This is a genomic window from Nocardia sp. NPDC050413, from assembly GCF_040655475.1.
GTDB lineage: Bacteria > Actinomycetota > Actinomycetes > Mycobacteriales > Mycobacteriaceae > Nocardia > Nocardia coubleae.
In genome coordinates, this window is sequence record NZ_JBFAJZ010000004.1 from 288483 (window position 1) to 309649 (window position 21167).

1 protein-coding gene (only partly in view) is annotated in these 21167 nt (G+C 70.3%); it reads right to left on the reverse strand.

The genetic code is table 11. The annotated features are described in order from the left end of the window. Positions 1–21167, reverse strand: partial view of a non-ribosomal peptide synthase/polyketide synthase gene (locus tag AB0I19_RS13710; RefSeq protein WP_357148310.1) — the end only. Its footprint extends 22576 nt past the window's final position; only the last 21167 of its 43743 coding nucleotides appear in the window; the start codon falls outside the window, past its right edge — the gene reads right to left on this strand; it ends in the stop codon at positions 1–3.

Here is a 21167-nt window from a genome sequence, read left to right on the forward strand (position 1 = left end):
CTACTCGGCGACGATCACCGTCACCTCGCCGTCGGCGGCGTCGATGGCCTCGCCTGCCACCACGAACCAGTGGGTGACCTCGCCGTCGGCCAGGTCGTCTTCGACCGAGCCTGCGGGCAGGACCGACAGGGCGCCCGCGGTGGCCGAGACCAGGAATTCCTGGATGGCGGCGGGGCCGGAGGCGTGGGTGGTGTAGGTGGTGCATTCGTAGTCGATGCCGTGTTCGTCGCGCAGGCGTTCGGCCAGGGCGACGGCGTCGGACTGGGTGAGCACCGTTGTGGTGTCGCCGGCGACCTGGACGAAGGCCGGGTGGTCTTCGGCCAGGGGGCGGATGCGGTCGGCGTAGGAGACGGGATGCGCTGCGGCTGCGGCGATCTCGTCTTCCACGTCGGGCAGGACCAGCCATTCGCCTGCCACCCCCGCGACCGGGGCCGCGCTGACGCCGAACGCCGCACCGGCGGCGGCCAGTTCGACTCCGGTCAGGTCGCCCGCAAACAGCACCGCGGCACCGGCCTTCTGCACCGCCCAGGCGGCGAGCACCGAATCCACGCCACGCGGCAGCGACACGGCGACCACGTCGCCCGGACCGGCACCGCGCGCGATGAGCACGCGGGCCAGCTGCGAGGACTTGCGATCCAGTGCGCTGTAGGCGATTTCGCTGTCACCGCGCAGCAGCGCGGGTGCCTGCGGGTCGGCTTCCACGACCTCGGCCAGCACCTTGGCCACCGTCTGCGCGCCGACACCGGTCACCGCGGCGGGCGCCGAACCGGCCGCTGTCACACCGGATTCGGCGAGCAGCTTGGCGCGTTCGGTGGCATCGAGGATGTCGATGTCACCGACCAGGCCCGTCGGGTTCTCGAGCAGTTCGTCGAGCACCCGCAGCAACCGGGCGGACAGGGTGCGGACCTCGTCCTCGGTGAAGGTGCTGCGCAGGTAACGCATGGTGATCTCGATGGTCGACTCGGCCATCACCACCAGCGTGAGCGGGTAGTGGGTGGCGTCGTCGAGGCCGACACCGGTGACCTGCATGCCGTCGATCGAGCTCGCCGCGGTGACGGCGTCCTTGTCCATCGGGTAGGACTCGAACACCAGCAGCGTGTCGAACTGCGAACCGGCACCGGCCACCCGCTGGATGTCGGACAGGCCGACGAAGTGGTGGCTGAGCAGTTCGGCCTGCTCGGACTGCACCTTCTGGGTGAGCTTCTCCGCCGTCATCCGGTCGTCGATCTGGATGCGCACCGGCAGGGTGTTGATGAACAGGCCGACCATCGACTCCACGCCGGGCAGCTCGGCCGGACGACCGGAGACGGTGGCGCCGAACACCACGTCGTCGCGGCCGGTGAGGCGCCCGACGACGATGCCCCACGCGGTCTGCAGCAGCGTGTTCACGGTGACACCGAGCTCGCCGGCGAACTTGCCGAGCGCGCGGGTGCGATCGTTGTCGATCTCGACGACGACCTTGTCGATCTCGAAGCGCTCCTCGGTGCGCGGCGGCGGCGCCAGCTGGGTGGGTCCTTCCACCCCGGCCAGCGCGTCGGCCCAGGCCCGCAGCGACACTTCGCGATCCCAGCCCGAGAGCCAGGACAGGAAGTTGCGGTAGGACGCCACGCGCGGCAGGGCGGTGAGGTCGCCGTGCACCGCGTAGAGCACGAGCAGGTCGCGCATGAGCAGCGGCATCGACCAGCCGTCGACCAGGATGTGGTGCACCGTGATCGACAGGTGCGCCTTGTCCTCGGCGGTCTTGAACAGACCGAAGCGGATCAGCGGCGCGGTCGCCATGTCGAACTGGTTGGCGCGGTCGGCGGCGAGGAGCTGCTGCATGCGCGGCATGCGCACGTCCTCGGGCAGCTCGGTCAGGTCGACCTCACGCCACGGCACCTCCAGCTCGCCGAGCACCACCTGCACCGGCTGACCGGCCGAGTCGGTGACGAAGGCGGTCCGCAGGTTCGGGTAGCGGTCGAGCACGCCCTGGGCGGCCTTGCGCAGCCGCTCGGCATCGAGGGTGCCGGTCAGGTCGAGCACGGCCTGCACGGTGTACACGTCGACGGTCGCCGAGCTGATCATGGCGTGGAACATCAGGCCCGCCTGCAGCGGCGAGAGCGGCCACACCTCCGACAGCGCGGGGTACTCGCGTTCCCACACATCGAGATCGGACTGTTCGACGCGCACCAGCGGCATGTCGGACGGGGTGAAACCGCCCGCGTCGGACCGCTGCGCGTGCGTGGCGAGCGCGGTGAGCGCGGCCACGAACAGATCGGCGAACTCCTGTGCCCGCTCGGCGGTGAGCAGCCCGGTCGGGAAGGCGATGTTCGCGCCGAGCTGCGGGCCCTCGTCGCCGTCGTCGACGATGGCGTTGATGTCCAGCGTCGCGTTGGCCGGCATGTCGAGGTCCATCTCGGCGTCGAGCTGACCGAGGTCGGCCACCGGGATCCAGCCGAGTTCTGCGAGTTCGGCGGGGATCTCGCCCGTGCCCGCCCGGCCCAGGTAGTTGAAGCTGATCTGGCCGACGCTCGGCAGATCCGAACCCTGCTCGGTCAGGTACTTGAGCATGCCGTAGCCGATGCCCTTGTCGGGCACCGCGAGCATCTGCTCCTTGACCGACTTGATCACGTCGCCGAGCACGGCGCCACCGGCGAAGGCGTCGTCGAGGTCGGCGCCCGCCAGGTCGAGACGCACCGGGAAGGCGGTGGTGAACCAGCCGACGGTGCGCGACAGGTCGGCACCGGCGACGATCTCTTCCTGGCGGCCGTGGCCCTCCAGCTTGATCAACGCCGCGGTACCGGATTCGTCTCCGCGCCAACGGGATACGGCCAACGCCAAAGCGGTGAGCAGACCGTCGTTGACACCGCCGTGGTAGAGGCCGGGGATCGCGGTGAGGACCGCGTCGGTGACCTCCGGCGACAGGGTGACCTGCACCCGGTCGACGGTCGCGAAGGTGTCGACCTTCGGGTCGAACGGACGCGAACCCAGCAGCGGGTCGGGCGTGGTGGACACCTCACGCCAGAACGGCAGTTCCGTGCGACGGTCCGCGGCCTGCTCGACCAGGCTGTGCGCCCAGCGCCGCATGGACGTGCCGTTAGCGGGCAGGTTCACCGGCTGACCGGCCGCGATCTGGCCCCAGGCCATGCCGAGGTCCGGGATCAGGATGCGCCAGGACACACCGTCGATCACGAAGTGGTGGCCGACGATCAGCAGGGCGTCGCGACGGCGCGGGCTCTGTGTCGGCGCGCCGAAGGCGAACCACACGAACTGCACCATGGCGGCACCGGCCGGGTCGAGGCGACCCATGGCCTGGTCGTACTCGGCGCTGGCCAGGGCGGACAGTTCCTCGTCGGTGATGTCACCGGACACCTCGACGCGACGCACCAGGGCGCTCACATCGACCGCGCCCGGCGCCAACGCCTCGAACTCCCACCCCTTCTCACCGCGCGCGACCCGCGAGCGGAGCACATCGTGGTGGTCGAAGACCGCACCGATGGTGGCGTGCAGCACCTCTTCGGAGATGTTCTCCGGCAGGCGCAGCACCATCGACTGGGAGAACCGGTCGTAGGTGGAGCCGCTGCTGAGGATCTGGCGCATGATCGGCAGCATCGGGATGTCGCCGACACCGCCGCCGGGCAGCTCCTCGAGCACGATCTGCTCGGTGTCGCCCGCGAGCACCGCGATCTCGGCCAGTCCGGCCACGCTGCGCTTCTCGAACACGTCGCGCGGCTTGAACAGCACGCCACGGTCCTTGGCCCGCGAGACCAGCTGGATGGACAGGATCGAGTCACCGCCGAGGGCGAAGAACGAATCGTCGAGGCCCACCGCGTCGACACCGAGCACCTCGGCGAAGACGGCGGCGATGATCGCCTCGATATCGCTTGTCGGCGTGCGGAACTCGCGCGGGGCGAGCACCGGCTCGGGCAGGGCGCGACGGTCCAGCTTGCCCGCGGGGGTCAGCGGGATCTCGTCGAGCACCATCACCGAGGCGGGCACCATGTGCGCGGGCAGCTGCTGCGCCACGAACTCGACCAGGGCGGCGGGTTCGACGGCACGGCCGGGGACCGGGCGCACGTAGGACACCAGGATGGTGGCGCCCGCGTCGGTGGTGCGGCCGATGGTGGCCGCGAAATCGACGTCGTCGTGTGCGGTGAGCACGGCGTCGATCTCACCCAGTTCGATGCGGAAGCCGCGGATCTTCACCTGGAAGTCGTTGCGGCCCACGTATTCCACGACGGGCTGGCCGTTGACGGTGCGCCAGGCGACCACGTCACCGGTGCGGTACAGGCGCGAGCCCGGTTCACCGTAGGGGTTGGCCACGAAGCGTTCGGCGGTCAGGCCGAGGCGCTCGTGGTAGCCGCGTGCCAGCGGCACGCCACCCAGGTACAGCTCACCGGACACACCCTCGGGGACCGGATGCAGGCGGCTGTCGAGGACCAGCACGGTCGCGCCGGCGATCGGGCCACCGATGTTCATGGTGTCGCCGGGCAGCAGTGCGTCGGACAGGTTGGTCGCGATGGTCGCCTCGGTGGGGCCGTAGGCGTTGTAGAACCGGTGGTGCGCCGGATCGGTGCCCGCGCTGTGCCAGTTCGCCACCAGGTCGACCGGCGCCTTGTCGCCACCGACGATCAGGGCCTCCAGCCCGGCCAGTGCCGACGGTTCCATCGACGCCGCGACGAGCGGGGTGAGGAACACGTGGGTCAGGCCCTGGCCGACGATGATCTCGGCCAGTTCCTCACCACCGACCACGCCGACCGGCGTGATCACCAGGGTGCCCGCCGACCCCACGGCCAGCAGGAACTCGAGGATCGACGCGTCGAACGACGGCGAGGCGAACGCGAGGGTCCGCGCGTCCTTGCCGAGCCCGAACTGCGCCACCTCGGCGGCGGCGAAGTTGGCCACACCGGTGTGGGTGACGACGACGCCCTTGGGCAGACCCGTCGAACCCGAGGTGTAGATCATGTACGCCGTGTTGTCCGCGCGGACGGTTCCGCGACGGTCCGCGTCGGTGATCGGCTCGGCCGACTGCGCGGCGACCTGCGTGTGCAGTGCCGCGTCGTCGAGGACGAACCAGTCCCCCAGCGCGGGCGCGGGCAGGTGATCGACCTCGGCCGACACCGTAATGCCAAGGGCTGCACCCGAATCCGACATCATGTGCGCGATGCGCTCGGCCGGGTACTTCGGGTCGACCGGCAGGAACGCCGCACCCGACTTGACAACCGCCCAGATGGCGAGGGTGGTTTCCAGCGACCGCTGCATGGCGATGGCGACGACCGTCTCCGGTGCGGCGCCGCGCTCGATGAGCACCCGGGCCAGACGCGAGGACGCGGCGTCGAGCTCGGCGTAGGTCAGCGAGCGGACATCGCCCGATGCCACCGGCTCGTCCGCCGACGTGCGCGACGCGAGCGCGCCAACACTTGCGGACGCGATGGTGTCGGCATCGACCTGCGGTGCGGCAGTGAGCGCCCGGAGCAGGCCCGTGTCGACCCACTCGGGGGCGACGATCGCCTGACCGGTCGGGTTGGCCGCCACAGCCTGGGCCAGCAGCTCGGGCAGCGTGCTCGTGGCGAGCGCGGGACCACCTGTGCGGGTGAGCAGTTCGGTGCGCTCGACGCTGTCGAGTAGTTCCAGATCGCCCACCGGAGTGGTGGTGTCGGCGACGACCTCGGCCAGCAGGCGACGGAATCGCTGCGCGAACTTCTCCACCGTCGACTGATCGAAAAGAGCACTGGCGTAGGAGAACTCGGCGTAAGCACCGGCCTCGTCACCTGCCCCGGCCTCGCGGACGGTGAGCAGCAGGTCGAACTTGGCGGTGTCGACGTCGAAGTCGACCGCCGAGACCGAAAGGCCGGGCAGTTCGAAGCCCGCGTCGGGCAGGTTCTCGAACGACAGCGCCACCTGGAACAGCGGGTGCCGCGCGGTGGAGCGCTCGGGGTTGAGCAGTTCGACCAGGCGCTCGAACGGGATGTCGGCGTGGGCGAAGGCGGCCAGGTCGGCCTCCTTGGCCTGGGCCAACAGGTCGCCGAAGCTCTGCTGGCCGCCGACCTGCGTGCGCAGGGCGAGGGTGTTGACGAACATGCCGATCACGTCGTCGAGCTCGGCCTCGCCACGACCGGCGATCGGGGTGCCGATGACGATGTCCTCGGTGCCCGACAGGCGCGCCAGGAAGATCGCGAGCGCGGTGTGCACGACCATGAACAGCGTCGCGTTCTGCTCGCGGGCGATGGCGGTGAGCCCGGCGTGGACGTCACCGTCGATCGGGAACAGCACCCGGCCACCGGCGAAGGACTGCGTGCTCGGACGCGGCCGGTCCAGCGGCAGGTTCAGCTCGTCGGGCACACCGGCCAGGGCGCGCTTCCAGTACGCGGCCTGCTGGGAGAGCAGGCTGTTCTCGTCGGTCTCCGAGCCCAGCACCTCGCGCTGCCAGATGCTGAAGTCGGCGTACTGCACCGCCAGCGGCGCCCAGCCGGGCGCCTCACCTGCCGCGCGGGCGGCGTAGGCGATCATCACGTCGCGGGTCAGCGGACCCATCGACCAGCCGTCGGCGCTGATGTGGTGGGCCACGAATACCAGGACGTACTCGCCCACCTCGACAGCAGAGTCGGCCGTTGCGGACGAACCACCGTCGCCGGCGTTCACGGAAACCGGCGACACGACCCGCATCAGCTTGGCGCGCAGCGGAACTTCGTCGATCACGTCGAAGCCCGCGGTGATCAGTTCGGCGATCTTGTCGCGAACCTGGTCGGGCACAACGTCTTCCGGCGTCAGATCCGGCACATTGCCCTCGACCGGCAGGATCACCTGGTGCGGAGTGCCGTTGGCCGACGGGTACACCGTGCGCAGGGTTTCGTGGCGGGCGAGCACGTCGGCGACGGCGAGCTGCAACGCCTCGACATCCAGCGCGCCCGACAGGCGGACGGCCACCGGGATGTTGTTCACCGAGGAACTGGTGTCGAACTGGTTCAGGAACCACATGCGCTGCTGAGCCAGCGACAGCGGCACCTGATCCGGTCGCGGTGCGCCGACCAGCGCGCGACGCCCACCGGCGCCCGCACCCTGCTCGACCTTCACCGCGAGCCCGGCCACCGTCGACGCCTCGAACAGCAGGCGCACGGGCACCCGGCTGTCCAGGGCGGCACCGAGGCGGGCCGCGACCTGGGTGGCCAGCAGCGAGTTGCCGCCGAGGGCGAAGAAGTCGTCGTCGGCACCGACGCGCTCGACGCCGAGGACGTCGGCGAACACGCCCGCCACGATCTCCTCGATCGGGGTGGACGGTGCGCGGAACGCCTGGGCCTCGAACTCCGGCTCCGGCAACGCCTTGCGGTCGAGTTTGCCGTTCACATTGAGCGGCAGCGCGTCGAGCACGACGAACGCGGCGGGCACCATGTACGACGGCAGGCTCGCGGCCAGCGTCGACTTCACCTGTGCCACATCCACATCCGCACCGACCAGGTACGCGACCAGACGGTCACCGGTGCGCGGATCGGACTTGGCGATGACGGCCGCCTGCGCGATCTCCGGCAGCGCGAGCAGCGCGGCCTCGATCTCGCCGAGCTCGATACGGAAGCCGCGGATCTTCACCTGGAAGTCGGTGCGGCCCCGGTAGTCGAGTTCGCCGTTGTGCCAGGCCACCAGGTCACCGGTGCGGTACATGCGGGTGCCGGTACCGAACGGGTTGGCCACGAAGCGGTCGGCGGTCAGATCGGCGCGGCCGAAGTAGCCGCGCGCCAGCTGGGCGCCCGCGAGGTACAGCTCACCGGCGACACCGTCGGGCACCGGGCGCAGCCGCTCGTCGAGCACGTAGACCTGGCTGTTCCATTCGGGCGAACCGATGGACACCGAGCCCTGGTCGGCCGCGTTCACCCGGTGCGAGGTGATCGAGACCGCGGCCTCGGTGGGGCCGTACAGGTTGAACAGCTCGGTGCGCGGGAACGCGGTGCGGAACCGCTGCGCCAGCGAACCGGGCAGCGCCTCACCGATGGCGAGGACCCGCCACAGCGAATCCGGCATGCCGGCAGCCAGCAGCGCGTCCAGCATCGACGGCACCACGTGCAGCGTGGTGACCCACTCGCGGATCATCAGCTCGTTGAGGTAGGCCGGGTCGCGATGCCCGTCGGGCGCGGCGATCACCAGGCGACCACCGCACACCGCCGCCGACCAGAACTCCCAGACCGAGAGGTCGAAGGTGGCCGCGGTCTTGAGCAGCACCGCGTCGGCGGCGTCCATGCCGAATTCGACCAGCTTCCACTGCAACTGGTTGGCGATGGCGCCGTGCGGCACCGCGACACCCTTCGGGCGACCGGTCGAACCGGAGGTGAAGATCACGTACGCGGTGTTGTCCGGGCGCAGCGGCTCGGTGCGCTCGTCGTCGGAAACCGGTGCGGCGCTGAGGCTCTCCAGTGCGAGTTCGTCGATACGCACGACCGGTGCGGCGTCGGTGGTGAACTCGTCGTTGGTGAGTACGCAGACCGGTGCCGCGGTGGTGAGGATGTAGTCGGTGCGCTCGGCCGCCTGATCGGGGTCGACCGGCACGTACGCGCCGCCGGACTTGGCCACCGCGTACATCGCGACGATCAGATCCACCGAGCGGCGCATGGCGAGCGCCACCCGTGCCTCCGGGCCGACACCGAGCGAGATCAGGTGGCGCGCAAGGCGGTTCACCTTCGCGTCGAGTTCGGCGTAGGTGAGCTGGTTGCCGTCGTCGGTGACCAGGGCGGTCACCTTCGGATCGGCGGCCACGGTGGCGTCGAGCAGCGAGACAAGGGTGGCCTCGGTGTCGACCGGGTTGGCCGTGTTGTTGCGGCCGTCGAGCAGTTCGGCACGCTCGGCCGGGGCGAGCAGTTCGATATCGCCAACGGCGGTGCGCGGCGTGGTGACGATCGCCTCGAGCAGGCGCTCGAAGCGGCGCAGGAATCCCTCGACCGTGGCGCGGTCGAACAGATCGGTGGCGTAGGTGAGCAGACCCGAAATGCCTTCGGGCTCACCGGTTTCGTCGTAGACGTCGCTGATGATGAGGTGCAGGTCGAACTGCGACAGGTTGCTGTCGATATCCAGGCCCGCGACCGTCAGACCCGGCAGTTCAAGGGTGGCGCGGCTGAGGTTCTGGAACGACAGACCCACCTGGAACAGCGGGTGCCGCGCGGTGGAACGCACCGGGTTGAGCACCTCGACGAGCCGCTCGAACGGCACGTCGGCGTTGGCGAAGGCGGCGATGTCGTCTTCGCGCTGGCGGGCCAGCAGGTCGGTGAAGGCCTCACCGCTGTCGACCTTGGTGCGGAACACCAGGGTGTTGACGAACATGCCGATCATGTCGTCGAGCGCGGCCTCGCCACGACCGGCCATCGGGGTGCCGATGGCGATGTCGTCGGTGCCGGACAGGCGCGCGAGCAGCACCGCGAGGGCGGTGTGCACGACCATGAACAGCGTCGCGCCCTCCCCACGGGCCAGCTCGACGAGCGCGCGGTGGGTCTCGGCGCTGATCCGCACGTCGACCTTGCTGCCCGCGAAGCTCTGCACGGCCGGACGCGGCCGGTCGGCGGGCAGGTCGAGCTGGTCGGGCAGCTCGGCGAGGGCCTGCTTCCAGTAGGCCACCTGCTTGCTGGCCATCGAGTCCGGATCGTCCTCGTTGCCGAGCAGCTCGCGCTGCCAGATGCTGTAGTCCGCGTACTGCACGGGCAGCGGTGCCCAACCGGGTTCGGAGCCTGCGGCGCGGGCGGCGTAGGCGGTCATCAGGTCGCGGGTCAGCGGGGCGACCGACGAGCCGTCACCGGAGATGTGGTGCACGACCATGGCCAGGACGAAGTCGTCGCTGTCGGCCACCCGGAACAGGGCGACCCTCAGCGGCACCTCGACGGTGACATCGAAGATCGTCGACAGCAGCTCGCCGACAGCGGATTCCACCTCGTCGGCGGCGACGGTGCGCTCGAGCAGTTCCGGCGCGGCCTGCGCGGGCGACAGGATCACCTGTGCCGCACCGGCTTCGGTCTGCGGGTAGACGGTGCGCAGGATCTCGTGGCGGCTCACCAGGTCGAGGATCGCGGCGCGCAGCGCGGCCACGTCGAGCTCACCGGACAGGCGGACCGCGACGGGCACGTTGTAGGCCGCCGACTGGGTGTCGAAGCGGTTGAGGAACCACATCCGCTGCTGGGCCAGCGAGAGCGGGATGTGCTCCGGACGCGGACCGGCCTTCAGCGCCTTGCGGTCACCGGTCTCGGCGTGCTGCTCGATGCGGTGCGCCAGCGCGGACACGGTCGACGCCTCGAACAGCAACCGCACGGGGATGCGGGTGTCGAGAGCCTCGCCGAGGCGGGCGGCGACCTGCGTGGCCAGCAGCGAGTTGCCGCCCCAGGCGAAGAAGTCGTCGTCGAGACCGAACCGCTTGTCCTCACCCAGGCGCAAGACCTCGGCGAAGGTGGCGGCCACGAGCTGCTCGCTCGGGCTCACCGGCGCGCGGAACACGGCCTTCTCGACCTCGGGTTCCGGCAGCGCCTTGCGATCGAGCTTGCCGTTGGCGTTCAGCGGCAGGGCGTCGAGCTGCAGGAACACGGTCGGAACCATGTAGGACGGCAGCTCGGCGGCCAGCGCGTTACGCAGCGCGACCTTGTCGATCTCGCCCGCGTCGGCCACGACGTAGGCGACGAGTCGATCGCCGACCACCGGATCGGTGTGGGCGAGCACGGCCGCCGCCGAGATGGTGGGCTGACGCAGCAGCGCCGCCTCGATCTCACCGAGTTCGATACGGAACCCGCGGATCTTCACCTGGAAGTCGGTGCGACCCCGATAGTCGAGTTCGCCGTCGGCGTTCCAGGCCACCAGGTCGCCGGTGCGGTACATGCGCTCGCCGGTGGTGGAGAACGGATCGGCGACGAAGCGGTCGGCGGTCAGGTCGGCGCGGCCGTAGTAGCCGCGCGCCAGCTGGGCACCGGCGAGGTACAGCTCACCGGAGACACCGACCGGAACCGGACGCAGACGCGAATCCAGCACGTACACACGGCTGTTCCACTCCGGGCCACCGATCGACACCGACACCTGATCGGCATCGGTCACCGCGTGACTGGTGATCGAGACCGCGGCCTCGGTGGGGCCGTACAGGTTGAACAGCGCGGCCGTGTTCGCGGTGCGGAAGCGCTGCGCGGTCGCGGCGGGCAACGCCTCACCGATGGCGAGCACCCGGCGCAGCGTGCGCGGCAGCGCGGCACCGGACTCGGTGAGCAGCGCGTCGAGCATCGAGGGCACCACGTGCAGCGTGGTGACGCCGGTGGACCGCATCAGGTCGTTGAGGTAGGCCGGGTCGCGGTGGCCGTCGGCGGTGGCGACCACCAGGCGGGCACCGGCGACGGCGGCGGTCCAGAACTCCCAGACCGACAGGTCGAAGGTGGCCGCGGTCTTGAGCAGCACCGCGTCGTCGGCACCGATGCCGAATTCGGCCGTCTCCCACAGCAACTGGTTGACGATCGCGCCGTGCGAGACCGCGACACCCTTGGGCTTACCGGTGGAGCCGGAGGTGAAGATGATGTACGCGGTGTTCGCGGGCACGAGCGGACGCCCGGTGATCGTCTCGGCACTCAACGCGCTCAGGTCGAGGTCGTCCAGGACGACCACTTCGGCCGCCGCCGTGTTGAATTCGGCACTCGCCGTGGTCAGCACGACAGCCGGTGCGGCGGTTTCCAGGATGTAGTCGGTGCGCTCGGTCGGCTGATCGGGGTCGATCGGCACGTAGGCCGCGCCCGTGCGGGCCACCGCGTACATCGCGATGATCAACTCGGCGGAGCGGCGGATGGCCAGGGCAACCCGGTCCTCGGCGCCGACCCCGCGCTCGATCAGGTACCGCGCGAGGCGGTTGACCTCGGCATCGAGCTCGGCGTACGTCAGCGTCGTGAAGCCCTCGGCTTCCGCCTCGTCCACGACCAGGGCGATCGCGTTCGGAGTCGCCGCCACAGTCGCATCGAGCAGCGACACCAGGGTGGCGTCGGTGTCGACCGGGTGCGCGGTGTCGTTCCACGCGGTGACGATCCGCTCGGCCTCCGGCTCGGCGAGCAGGTCGATGTCGCCGACCGGGACGCTCGCGTCGGCGGTGACGGCGTCGAGCACCCGCACGAAGCGGTCGGCGAAGCTCTGCACCGTCGACTCGTCGAACAGGTCGATGGCGTAACCGAATTCGGTGACCAGCTGGGCCGGTGCGCCGTCGTCGGTGTAGCGGTCGTACAGGGTGACGTGCAGGTCGGTCTTGGCCAGCTGCGAGTCGTAGTCGACCGGGCTCACCGTGAGACCTGGGAGTTCGAAGGTGGTCTCGGCCAGGTTCTGGAACGACAGACCGATCTGGAACAGCGGGTTGCGCGCGGTGGAGCGCACCGGGTTGAGCACCTCGACGAGGCGCTCGAACGGCACGTCGGCGTTGGCGAAGGCTTCCAGGTCGCGTTCGCGCACGTCGGCGAGCAGCTCGGCGAAGGAGGCGCCGGAGTCGACGGCGGTGCGGAAGACCAGGGTGTTGACGAACATGCCGATCAGGTCGTCGAGTTCACGCTCGCCACGACCCGCGATCGGGGTGCCGACGGCGATGTCGTCGGTGCCCGACAGACGCGCGAGCAGCACGGCGAGCGCGGCGTGCACGACCATGAACAGCGAGGCGTTGTTGGCGCGGGCCAGGTTGTGCAGGGCGGCGTGCCGGTCGGGGTCGATCTCGAAGCGGATCGCCTTGCCCTGGAACGACTGCGCGGGCGGGCGCGGCCGGTCGGCGGGCAGTTCGAGCTGGTCGGGCAGGCCGGCCAGCGCCTCGGTCCAGTACGCGACCTGCTTGGCGGCCAGCGATTCCGGGTCGGATTCGTCGCCGAGCACCTCGCGCTGCCACAGCGCGTAGTCGGCGTACTGCACCGGCAGCGGCGCCCACTGCGGCGCCTCGCCCTGGGCGCGGGCCACGTAGGCGGCCATGATGTCGCGCGCCAGCGGGCCCATGGAGGAACCGTCGGCGGACACGTGGTGCACGGTGAACGCGAGCACGTAGTCGGTCTCGCTCAGTTCGAACAGCGCGACCGCGAGCGGCACCTCTCGGGTGACGTCGAAGGTCGTCATCGCGAATTCGACGACGGCGCCGAGCAATTCGGACTCGTCGACTTCGATGTGGTGTACCTGCGCGCTGATCTGCGAGTTCGGCAGGATCACCTGGCGCGGGCCGTCGGGCGAGGCCGGGTAGACGGTGCGCAGCATCTCGTGACGGGCGAACACGTCGCCGATGGCCTGCTCGAGCGCGGGCACGTCGAGGTCGCCGGTGAGGCGGACCGCCAGTGGGATGTTGTCCACCGCGGAGGTGGAGGTGTCGAACTGGTTGAGGAACCAGTACCGCTGCTGGGCAGGCGAGAGCGGGATGACCGCGGGCCGCTCCCCCGCCTTCAGGCGCGGGCGGGCGCGGCCGGAACCGGCGTTGTGCTCGGCGCGGGCGGCCAGTGCCGACACGGTCGAGGCCTCGAACAGGTCGCGGACCGCGAGCTGGGTGTCGAGGGCGGCGCCGATGCGGGCGGTGACCTGGGTGGCCAGCAGCGAGTTGCCGCCGAGTTCGAAGAAGTCGTCGTCGGCACCCACGCGGGTCACGCCGAGCACGTCGCCGAAGGTGCCCGCCACGATCTCCTCGATCGGGGTCGAGGGCGCGCGGAACACCTTGGTCTCGAACACCGGCGCGGGCAGCGCCTTGCGGTCGAGCTTGCCGGAGGCGTTGAGCGGGAAGGCGTCCAGGATCACGAACGCCGTCGGCACCATGTACGCGGGCAGGGCGCTGCCGAGTTCGGCGCGCACCGCGTCGATGTCGACGGTGGAACCGGCCGACGGGATCAGGTAGCCGACGAGCTGGTCGCCGAGGCGTTCGTCGCCACGGACCACGACCACCGACTGGGCGATCGCGGGCAGTGCGGTGAGGGCGGACTCGATCTCGCCGAGCTCGATGCGCAGGCCACGCAGTTTCACCTGGAAGTCGGTGCGGCCCAGGTACTCCAGCTCGCCCTGCTCGGTCCAGGTGACGAGGTCACCGGTGCGGTACATGCGGGCGCCGTCGGTGCCGAACGGGTCGGCGACGAAGCGGTCGGCGGTGAGATCGGGGCGGTTCACGTAGCCGCGGGCCAGTTGCACACCGGCGAGGTACAGCTCACCCGCGACACCGACCGGGACCGGGTGCAGGCGCGAATCCAGCACGTACACCTGGGTGTTGAACACCGGCGCACCGATCGGCACCGAGGTGGTGTCGGCGTCGGTGACCTCGTGGAAGGTGACGTCGACCGCGGCTTCGGTCGGTCCGTACAGGTTGTGCACGGCCGCACCGGTGAGGGCGCGCATCCGCTGGGCGGTCGGCGCGGGCAGCGCCTCACCGGAGGCGAAGACCAGGCGCAGGCTGTCGGCGCGGCCGTCGTCCTCGGCGAGTTCGGCCACGAACACCGACATCATCGACGGCACGAAGTGCGCGGTGGTGACGGCCTCGGCGGCGATGAGTTCGGCCAGGTAGGCCGGGTCGCGATGACCGTCCGGCTTGGCCACGACCAGGCGCGCACCGATCTGCAAGGGCCAGAAGAACTCCCACACCGACACGTCGAAGGTAGCGGGCGTCTTCTGCAGCACCACGTCGTCGGCGGTCAGGCCGTACTGCGCCTGCATCCACACCAGACGGTTCACGATCGCGGCGTGGCTCACCGCCACACCCTTCGGGCGACCCGTCGAACCGGAGGTGAAGATCACGTACGCGGTGTTCGACGGACGCAGCGGGGAGGTGCGTTCGGCGTCGGTGACCGGCGCGTCCGAGTACCCGGCCAGGTCGAGGCTGTCGATGTGCAGCGCGGTGGTCGAGCCGGCGTCGAATTCGTCACGGGCCGTGGTCAATACGCACACCGGTGCCGCGGTCTCGAGCACGTAGTGGGTGCGCTCGGCCGGGTGGTCGGGGTCGAGCGGCACGTAGGCGCCACCGGCCACGCTGACCGCGTACATGCCGATCACCAGGTCGAGCGAGCGGCGCATACCGAGCGCGACCATGGTGTCCGGGCCGACACCCTGGGCGATCAGATGCCGGGCCAGGCGGTTCACCCGGGCGGTGAACCCGGCGTAGGACAGAGTTGTCCCCTCGAAGGTGAGGGCAGGTGTGTTCGCGCTGGTCGCGGCCTGTGCCTGGAACATCGACACCAGGGTCGCGGCCTGATCGACCGGGTGCGCGGTGGCATTCCAGTCGGCGACGACCCGGCGCTTTTCGACCAGTGCCAGCAGCTCCACGTCACCGATCGGGCGGGTCGGCTCGGCGACGACCGACGACAGCATCCGCACCAGGCGCTTGGCCAGGGCTGCGATGGTGTCGGCGTCGAACATGTCTGTCGCGTAGGCGAACTCGGCGGTCATGCCGTCGGCGGAACCGTCGGCGCGGTAGCGGTCGGTCAGGTTCAGGTGCAGATCGAACTTGGCCGTCACCACGTCCAGCGGCACGCCCGCGACCTCGAGGCCGGGCAGTTCGAAGGAAGCCTCGCCGGTGTTCTGGAACGACAGCATCACCTGGAACAGCGGGTGGCGTGCCTGCGAACGGGCCGGGTTGAGGATTTCGACGAGCCGCTCGAACGGCAGGTCGGCGTGACCGAACGCGGCCAGGTCGTGCTCCCGCGTGGCGGCGAGCAGCTCGGCGAACGACTGCGCCGGGTCGACCGTGCTGCGCAGCACGAGGGTGTTGACGAACATGCCGATGGCGTCGTCGAGCACCGCTTCACCACGGCCCGCCACAGCGGTGCCGATGGCGATGTCGTCGCTGTTGGACAGGCGCGCGAGCAGGGCGGCGAACGCGGCGTGCACCACCATGAACAGGCTCGCGCCGTGTTCGCGGGCCAGCGCGTTGAGGCTGTGCGTCAGTGCCGGGTCGATCGAGAACTCGTGCACCCCACCGCGGTTGGAGGCCACGGCCGGACGCGGGCGGTCACTCGGCAGATCCAGCTGGTCGGGCAGCCCGGCCAGGGTGTTCGACCAGTAGGCCACCTGCTGGGCGATCATCGACGACGGATCCGACTCCGAGCCGAGGGTTTCGCGCTGCCACAGCGCGAAGTCGGCGTACTGCACGGGCAGCGGCGCCCAGCCCGGTGCCTCGCCGCGCGAGCGGGCGGCGTAGGCGATCATCACGTCGCGGGCCAGCGGACGCACCGACCAGCCGTCGCCGGAGATGTGGTGCACCACGAAGACCAGCACGTGGGTGTCGGGGTGCGAGCCGTCCATGGAACCGGCCACGCGCAGCAGTTCGGCGCGCACCGGGACCTGGGCGGTCACGTCGAAGCCGGCTAGCACGAGTTCGCTGATGCGGTCGCGGATCTCGTCTTCGCCGATGGTGATCGGGTCGATCGTGATCGGCACCTGCGCCGCGGGCAGCACGACCTGCACGCCCTGGCCGTCGGCGGTTTCCGGGTAGACGGTGCGCAGCACCTCGTGCCGCTCCACCACGTCGGCCACGGCCTGGCGCAGCGCGTCGACATCGAGGTCACCGGTCAGACGGACCGCGAGGGGGATGTTGTTGACGCCGGTTGCGCTGTCGAACCGGTTGAGGAACCACATGCGCTGCTGGGCGAGCGAGAGCGGCACCTGTTCCGGGCGCGGCCCGGCGACGAGCTCGCGGCGGCTGCCGCTACCCGCGTGGGTTTCCACCTTGGCGGCCAGCGCCGAGACCGACGGCGCTTCGAACAGCACCCGAACCGGGACCCGGGTGTCGAGTGCGGCGCCGAGGCGGGCGACGACCTGGGTGGCGATGAGCGAGTTGCCGCCGAGGTCGAAGAAGTCGTCGTCGCGGCCGACCGGCTGGTCCTCGGACAGGCCGAGCACCTCGGCGAAGGTGGCGGCGACGATCTCCTCGATCGGGGTGCTCGGCGCACGGAACTCGCGGGCCTCGAACACCGGGTCGGGCAGGGCACGGCGGTCGAGCTTGCCGTTGGCGCTCAGCGGCATCTCGTCGAGCACGACGAACGCGGCCGGAACCATGTACGACGGCAGTTGCGCACCGAGATGCGCACGCAGCGTTTCGGTGTCGACGGTCGCACCCGCCGAGGGCACGACGTAGCCGACCAGCTGATCGCCGGTGCGGGCATCCGAACGCACGATCACCACGGCCTGGCCGACGGTGGCGTGCGCGGTGAGCGCGGCCTCGATCTCGCCGAGCTCGATGCGCAGACCGCGCAGCTTCACCTGGAAGTCGGTGCGGCCGAGGTAGGTGTTCACACCGTGCTCGTCGCGGCGAACCAGGTCGCCCGTGCGGTACATGCGGGCGCCGTCGTCACCGAACGGGTCGGCGACGAAGCGGTCGGCGGTGAGGTCGGGGCGGCCGAAGTAGCCGCGGGCCAGCTGGGAACCGGCCAGGTACAGCTCACCCGCGACCCCGGCCGGGACCGGGTGCAGGCGGGCGTCGAGCACGTAGGCCTCGGCGTTCCACACCGGCGCGCCGATCGGGACGGCGCCGTCGACCTGGTCGGCGACCGGGCCGTGCGTGGCGTGCACGGTGAACTCGGTGGGGCCGTATAGGTTGAACAGTTCGGCGTCGCTCACCCGCCGCAGCGCGGCCACGGCGTCACCGGTGAAGGCCTCACCGGCGATCAGCAGGGCGCGCAGTGAGGACAGAGCTCCGCCCTCGACCGCAGCCGCATCGATGCTGCCCGCGAAGACGGTGAGCATCGACGGGACGAACGAGGTCATCGTGACCCGTTGCGCCGCAATGACATCGGCGAGGTACTGCGGGTCGCGGTGCCCGTCAGGGCTCGCAACGACCAAGCTGCCGCCGGTGCTCAGCGGACCGAACAGCTCCCACACCGACACGTCGAAGGTGGCGGGCGTCTTGAACAGCACCACGTCGTCGGCACCGATGCCGTATTCCGCGGTGATCCAACGGATCTGGTTCACCACCGCCGAGTGCGGCACCGCCACACCCTTCGGGCGACCGGTGGAACCGGAGGTGAAGATGACGTAGGCCGGGTGCTGCGGGCGCAGCGGCGCGATGCGCTCTGCATCGGTGACCGGGGCGTCGGAGTAGGCGGACAGGTCGATCGCGTCGACGACCAGTGTGGTCGGCTCGTCGACGGCGAAACCGTCGCGGCTCGTGGTCAGGACGACCACGGGATCGGCGGTTTCGAGCACGTAGGCGATGCGGTCGGCGGGCTGGTCCAAGTCGAGCGGGACGTAACCGCCGCCTGCTTCCTGCACCGCGTACGCCGCGACCACGAGGTCGATGCTGCGGCGCAGGCCGAGGGCGACCAGCTTCTCCGGGCCGACACCGGCCTCGATCAGGCGGTGCGCCAAACGGTGTGCGCACGAGGCGAATTCGGCGTAGGTGAGGGTTTCGCCGGTGGCGGGGTCGATGAGGGCGACCGCGTTCGGGGTGGCCGTTGCCTGGCGGGCGAACTCGTCGACGAGGGTCCCCGCGCCGGGCAGCTCGCGGGCGGTGTCGTTCCAACCGCGAACGGCCAGTTGCACCTCAGCGGCATCCAGCAGCGGAATGTCGCCAACGGCGCGGTTCGGGGTGGCCGCGATGGCATTGAGCAGGCGGGTGAAGCGGGCACCGAAGCGGTGCATGGTCGACGCGTCGAACAGGTCGGTCGCGTAGATCAGCTCGGCGACCATGCCTGCGGTGTCACCGGGCTTCTCGGTGAGCACCACCTGCAGGTCGAACTTGGCGACATCGATCGGCAGGTCGACACCACTGGCGGTGAGGCCGGGCAGTTCGAGGCTGGTCTGGCCGGTGTTCTGGAAGGCCAGCATCACCTGGAACAGCGGGTGGCGCGCCTGCGAGCGGGCCGGGTTGATGATCTCGACCAGCCGCTCGAACGGCAGATCGGCGTGGCCGAACGACGCGATGTCGCTGGTGCGGACCTGGGCGAGCAGCTCGCTGAAGCTCGCCGCGCCGTCGACCTCGGTGCGCAGCACGAGGGTGTTGACGAACATGCCGATCAGGTCGTCGAGGGCGCGTTCGCCACGGCCCGCGATGGGCGTGCCGATGGCGATGTCGGACTCACCGGACAGTCGCGAGAGCAGCAGAGCCAGGGCCGCGTGCGTGACCATGAACAGGGTGGCACCACGGGTGCGGGCCAGCTCGGCGAGCGCCGCGTGGGTGCGGGCGTCGATCTCGAAGGTGTGGGTGGCGCCGCGACCGCTGGCGACCGCCGGACGCGGCCGGTCGGCGGGCAGGTCGAGCTGCTCGGGCAGGCCGCGCAGGTGCTCGCTCCAGAACGAGATCTGCTCGGTGATCACCGACGCGGCGTCGTCCTCGTCGCCGAGCACCCCGCGCTGCCAGAGCGCGAAGTCGGCGTACTGGACCTCGAGGGGTCGCCAGGCCGGTTCGGCGCCTTCCACGCGGGCGCTGTAGGCGGTCATCACGTCACGGGTGAGCGGGCCCATGGAGAACCCGTCGGCCGAGATGTGGTGCACCACGAGGGCGAGCACGTGTTCGGTGGGGCTCACCTCGAACAGGGCGGCGCGGAACGGCACCTCGGCGGTGACGTCGAACGCGGTCAACACCAGCTGCGAAAGACGCTGCGGCAGTTCGGCTTCGGTGGTCTCGATCGGGGCGAGGTCGGGGATGACCTTGCCGGTCGCGACGATCACCTGATGGGCGGCGCCGTCGGCTTCCGGGTAGTAGGTACGCAGCGACTCGTGGCGGGCCAGCACGTCGGCGACGGCCACCTGCAGTGCCTGGCGGTCGAGCAGACCGGACAGGCGGACAGCGGCGGGGATGTTGTCCACAGCCGACTCGGGGTCGAAGCGGTTGAGGAACCACATGCGCTGCTGGGCCAGCGACAGCGGCACCCGCGCGGGGCGCTGCTGCGGGACCAGCGGGGCGCGCCGCTCGTCACCGGAATGCGTCTCGGCCCGCGCGGCCAGCGCGGCGACCGTCGACGCCTCGAACAGTTCGCGCACGCCGATATCGGATTCCAGGGCGGCCGACAGGCGCGCGGCGACCTGGGTGGCGGTGAGCGAGTTGCCGCCGAGGGCGAAGAAGTCGTCGTCGAGGCCGACCCGGTCCAGGCCGAGCACATCGGCGAAGGTGGCGGCGACGATCTCCTCGACCGGGGTGGTCGGCGCGCGGAACACCGCGGCCTCGAACACCGGGGCGGGCAGGGCCTTGCGATCGAGCTTGCCGGAGGCGTTGAGCGGGAACTCGTCCAGGACGATGATCACCGACGGCACCATGTAGGCGGGCAGGTTGTTGCCCAGTTCCTCGCGCGCGTCCTCGATGTCGACCGTGCGGCCGACGGCGGGGATGACGTAGGCAACCAGCTGGTCGCCGGTGTGCTGGTCACTGCGGACAACCACCACCGACTGGGCGACCTCGTCGAGGCCGGTGAGCGCGGACTCGATCTCGCCGAGCTCGATGCGCAGACCGCGCAGCTTCACCTGGAAGTCGGTGCGGCCCAGGTATTCCAGCTCACCGTGTTCGGTCCAGGCGACGAGGTCGCCGGTGCGGTACATGCGCTCGCCGTTCTCACCGAACGGATTCGCGACGAAGCGGTCGGCGGTGAGGTCGGGGCGGGCGACGTAGCCGCGGGCCAGCTGGGTGCCCGCGAGGTAGAGCTCACCCGCGACACCGACCGGGACGGGCCGCAGGCGCGCGTCGAGGACGTAGACCTCGGTGTTGAACACCGGGGCGCCGATCGGCACGGTGTCGGTGTCGGTGTCGACGACCTCGTGGAAGGTGACGTCGACCGCGGCCTCGGTGGGTCCGTACAGGTTGTGCAGTGCCGCACCGGTGAGTTCGCGCAGGCGGTGCGCGGGCTTGGGCGGCAGCGCCTCACCGGAGGCGAACACCATGCGCAGCGAATCACACTGCGCGGCAGCGGCATCCGCGACGAACACCGCGAGCATCGACGGCACGAAGTGGGTGACGGTGACACCCTCGGCCGCGATGATCTCGGCCAGGTAGGCCGGATCACGATGACCGTCCGGCTTGGCCACGACCAGGCGCGCACCGATCTGCAAGGGCCAGAAGAACTCCCACACCGACACGTCGAACGTGGCAGGCGTCTTCTGCAGGACGACATCGGCCTCGGTCAGGCCGTACTGCGCCTGCATCCACACCAGGCGGTTCACGATCGCGCCGTGGCTGACGGCAACACCCTTCGGACGACCCGTCGAACCCGACGTGAAGATCACGTACGCGGTGTTCGACGGACGCAGCGGGGAGGTGCGTTCGGCGTCGGTGAGGCGAGTGT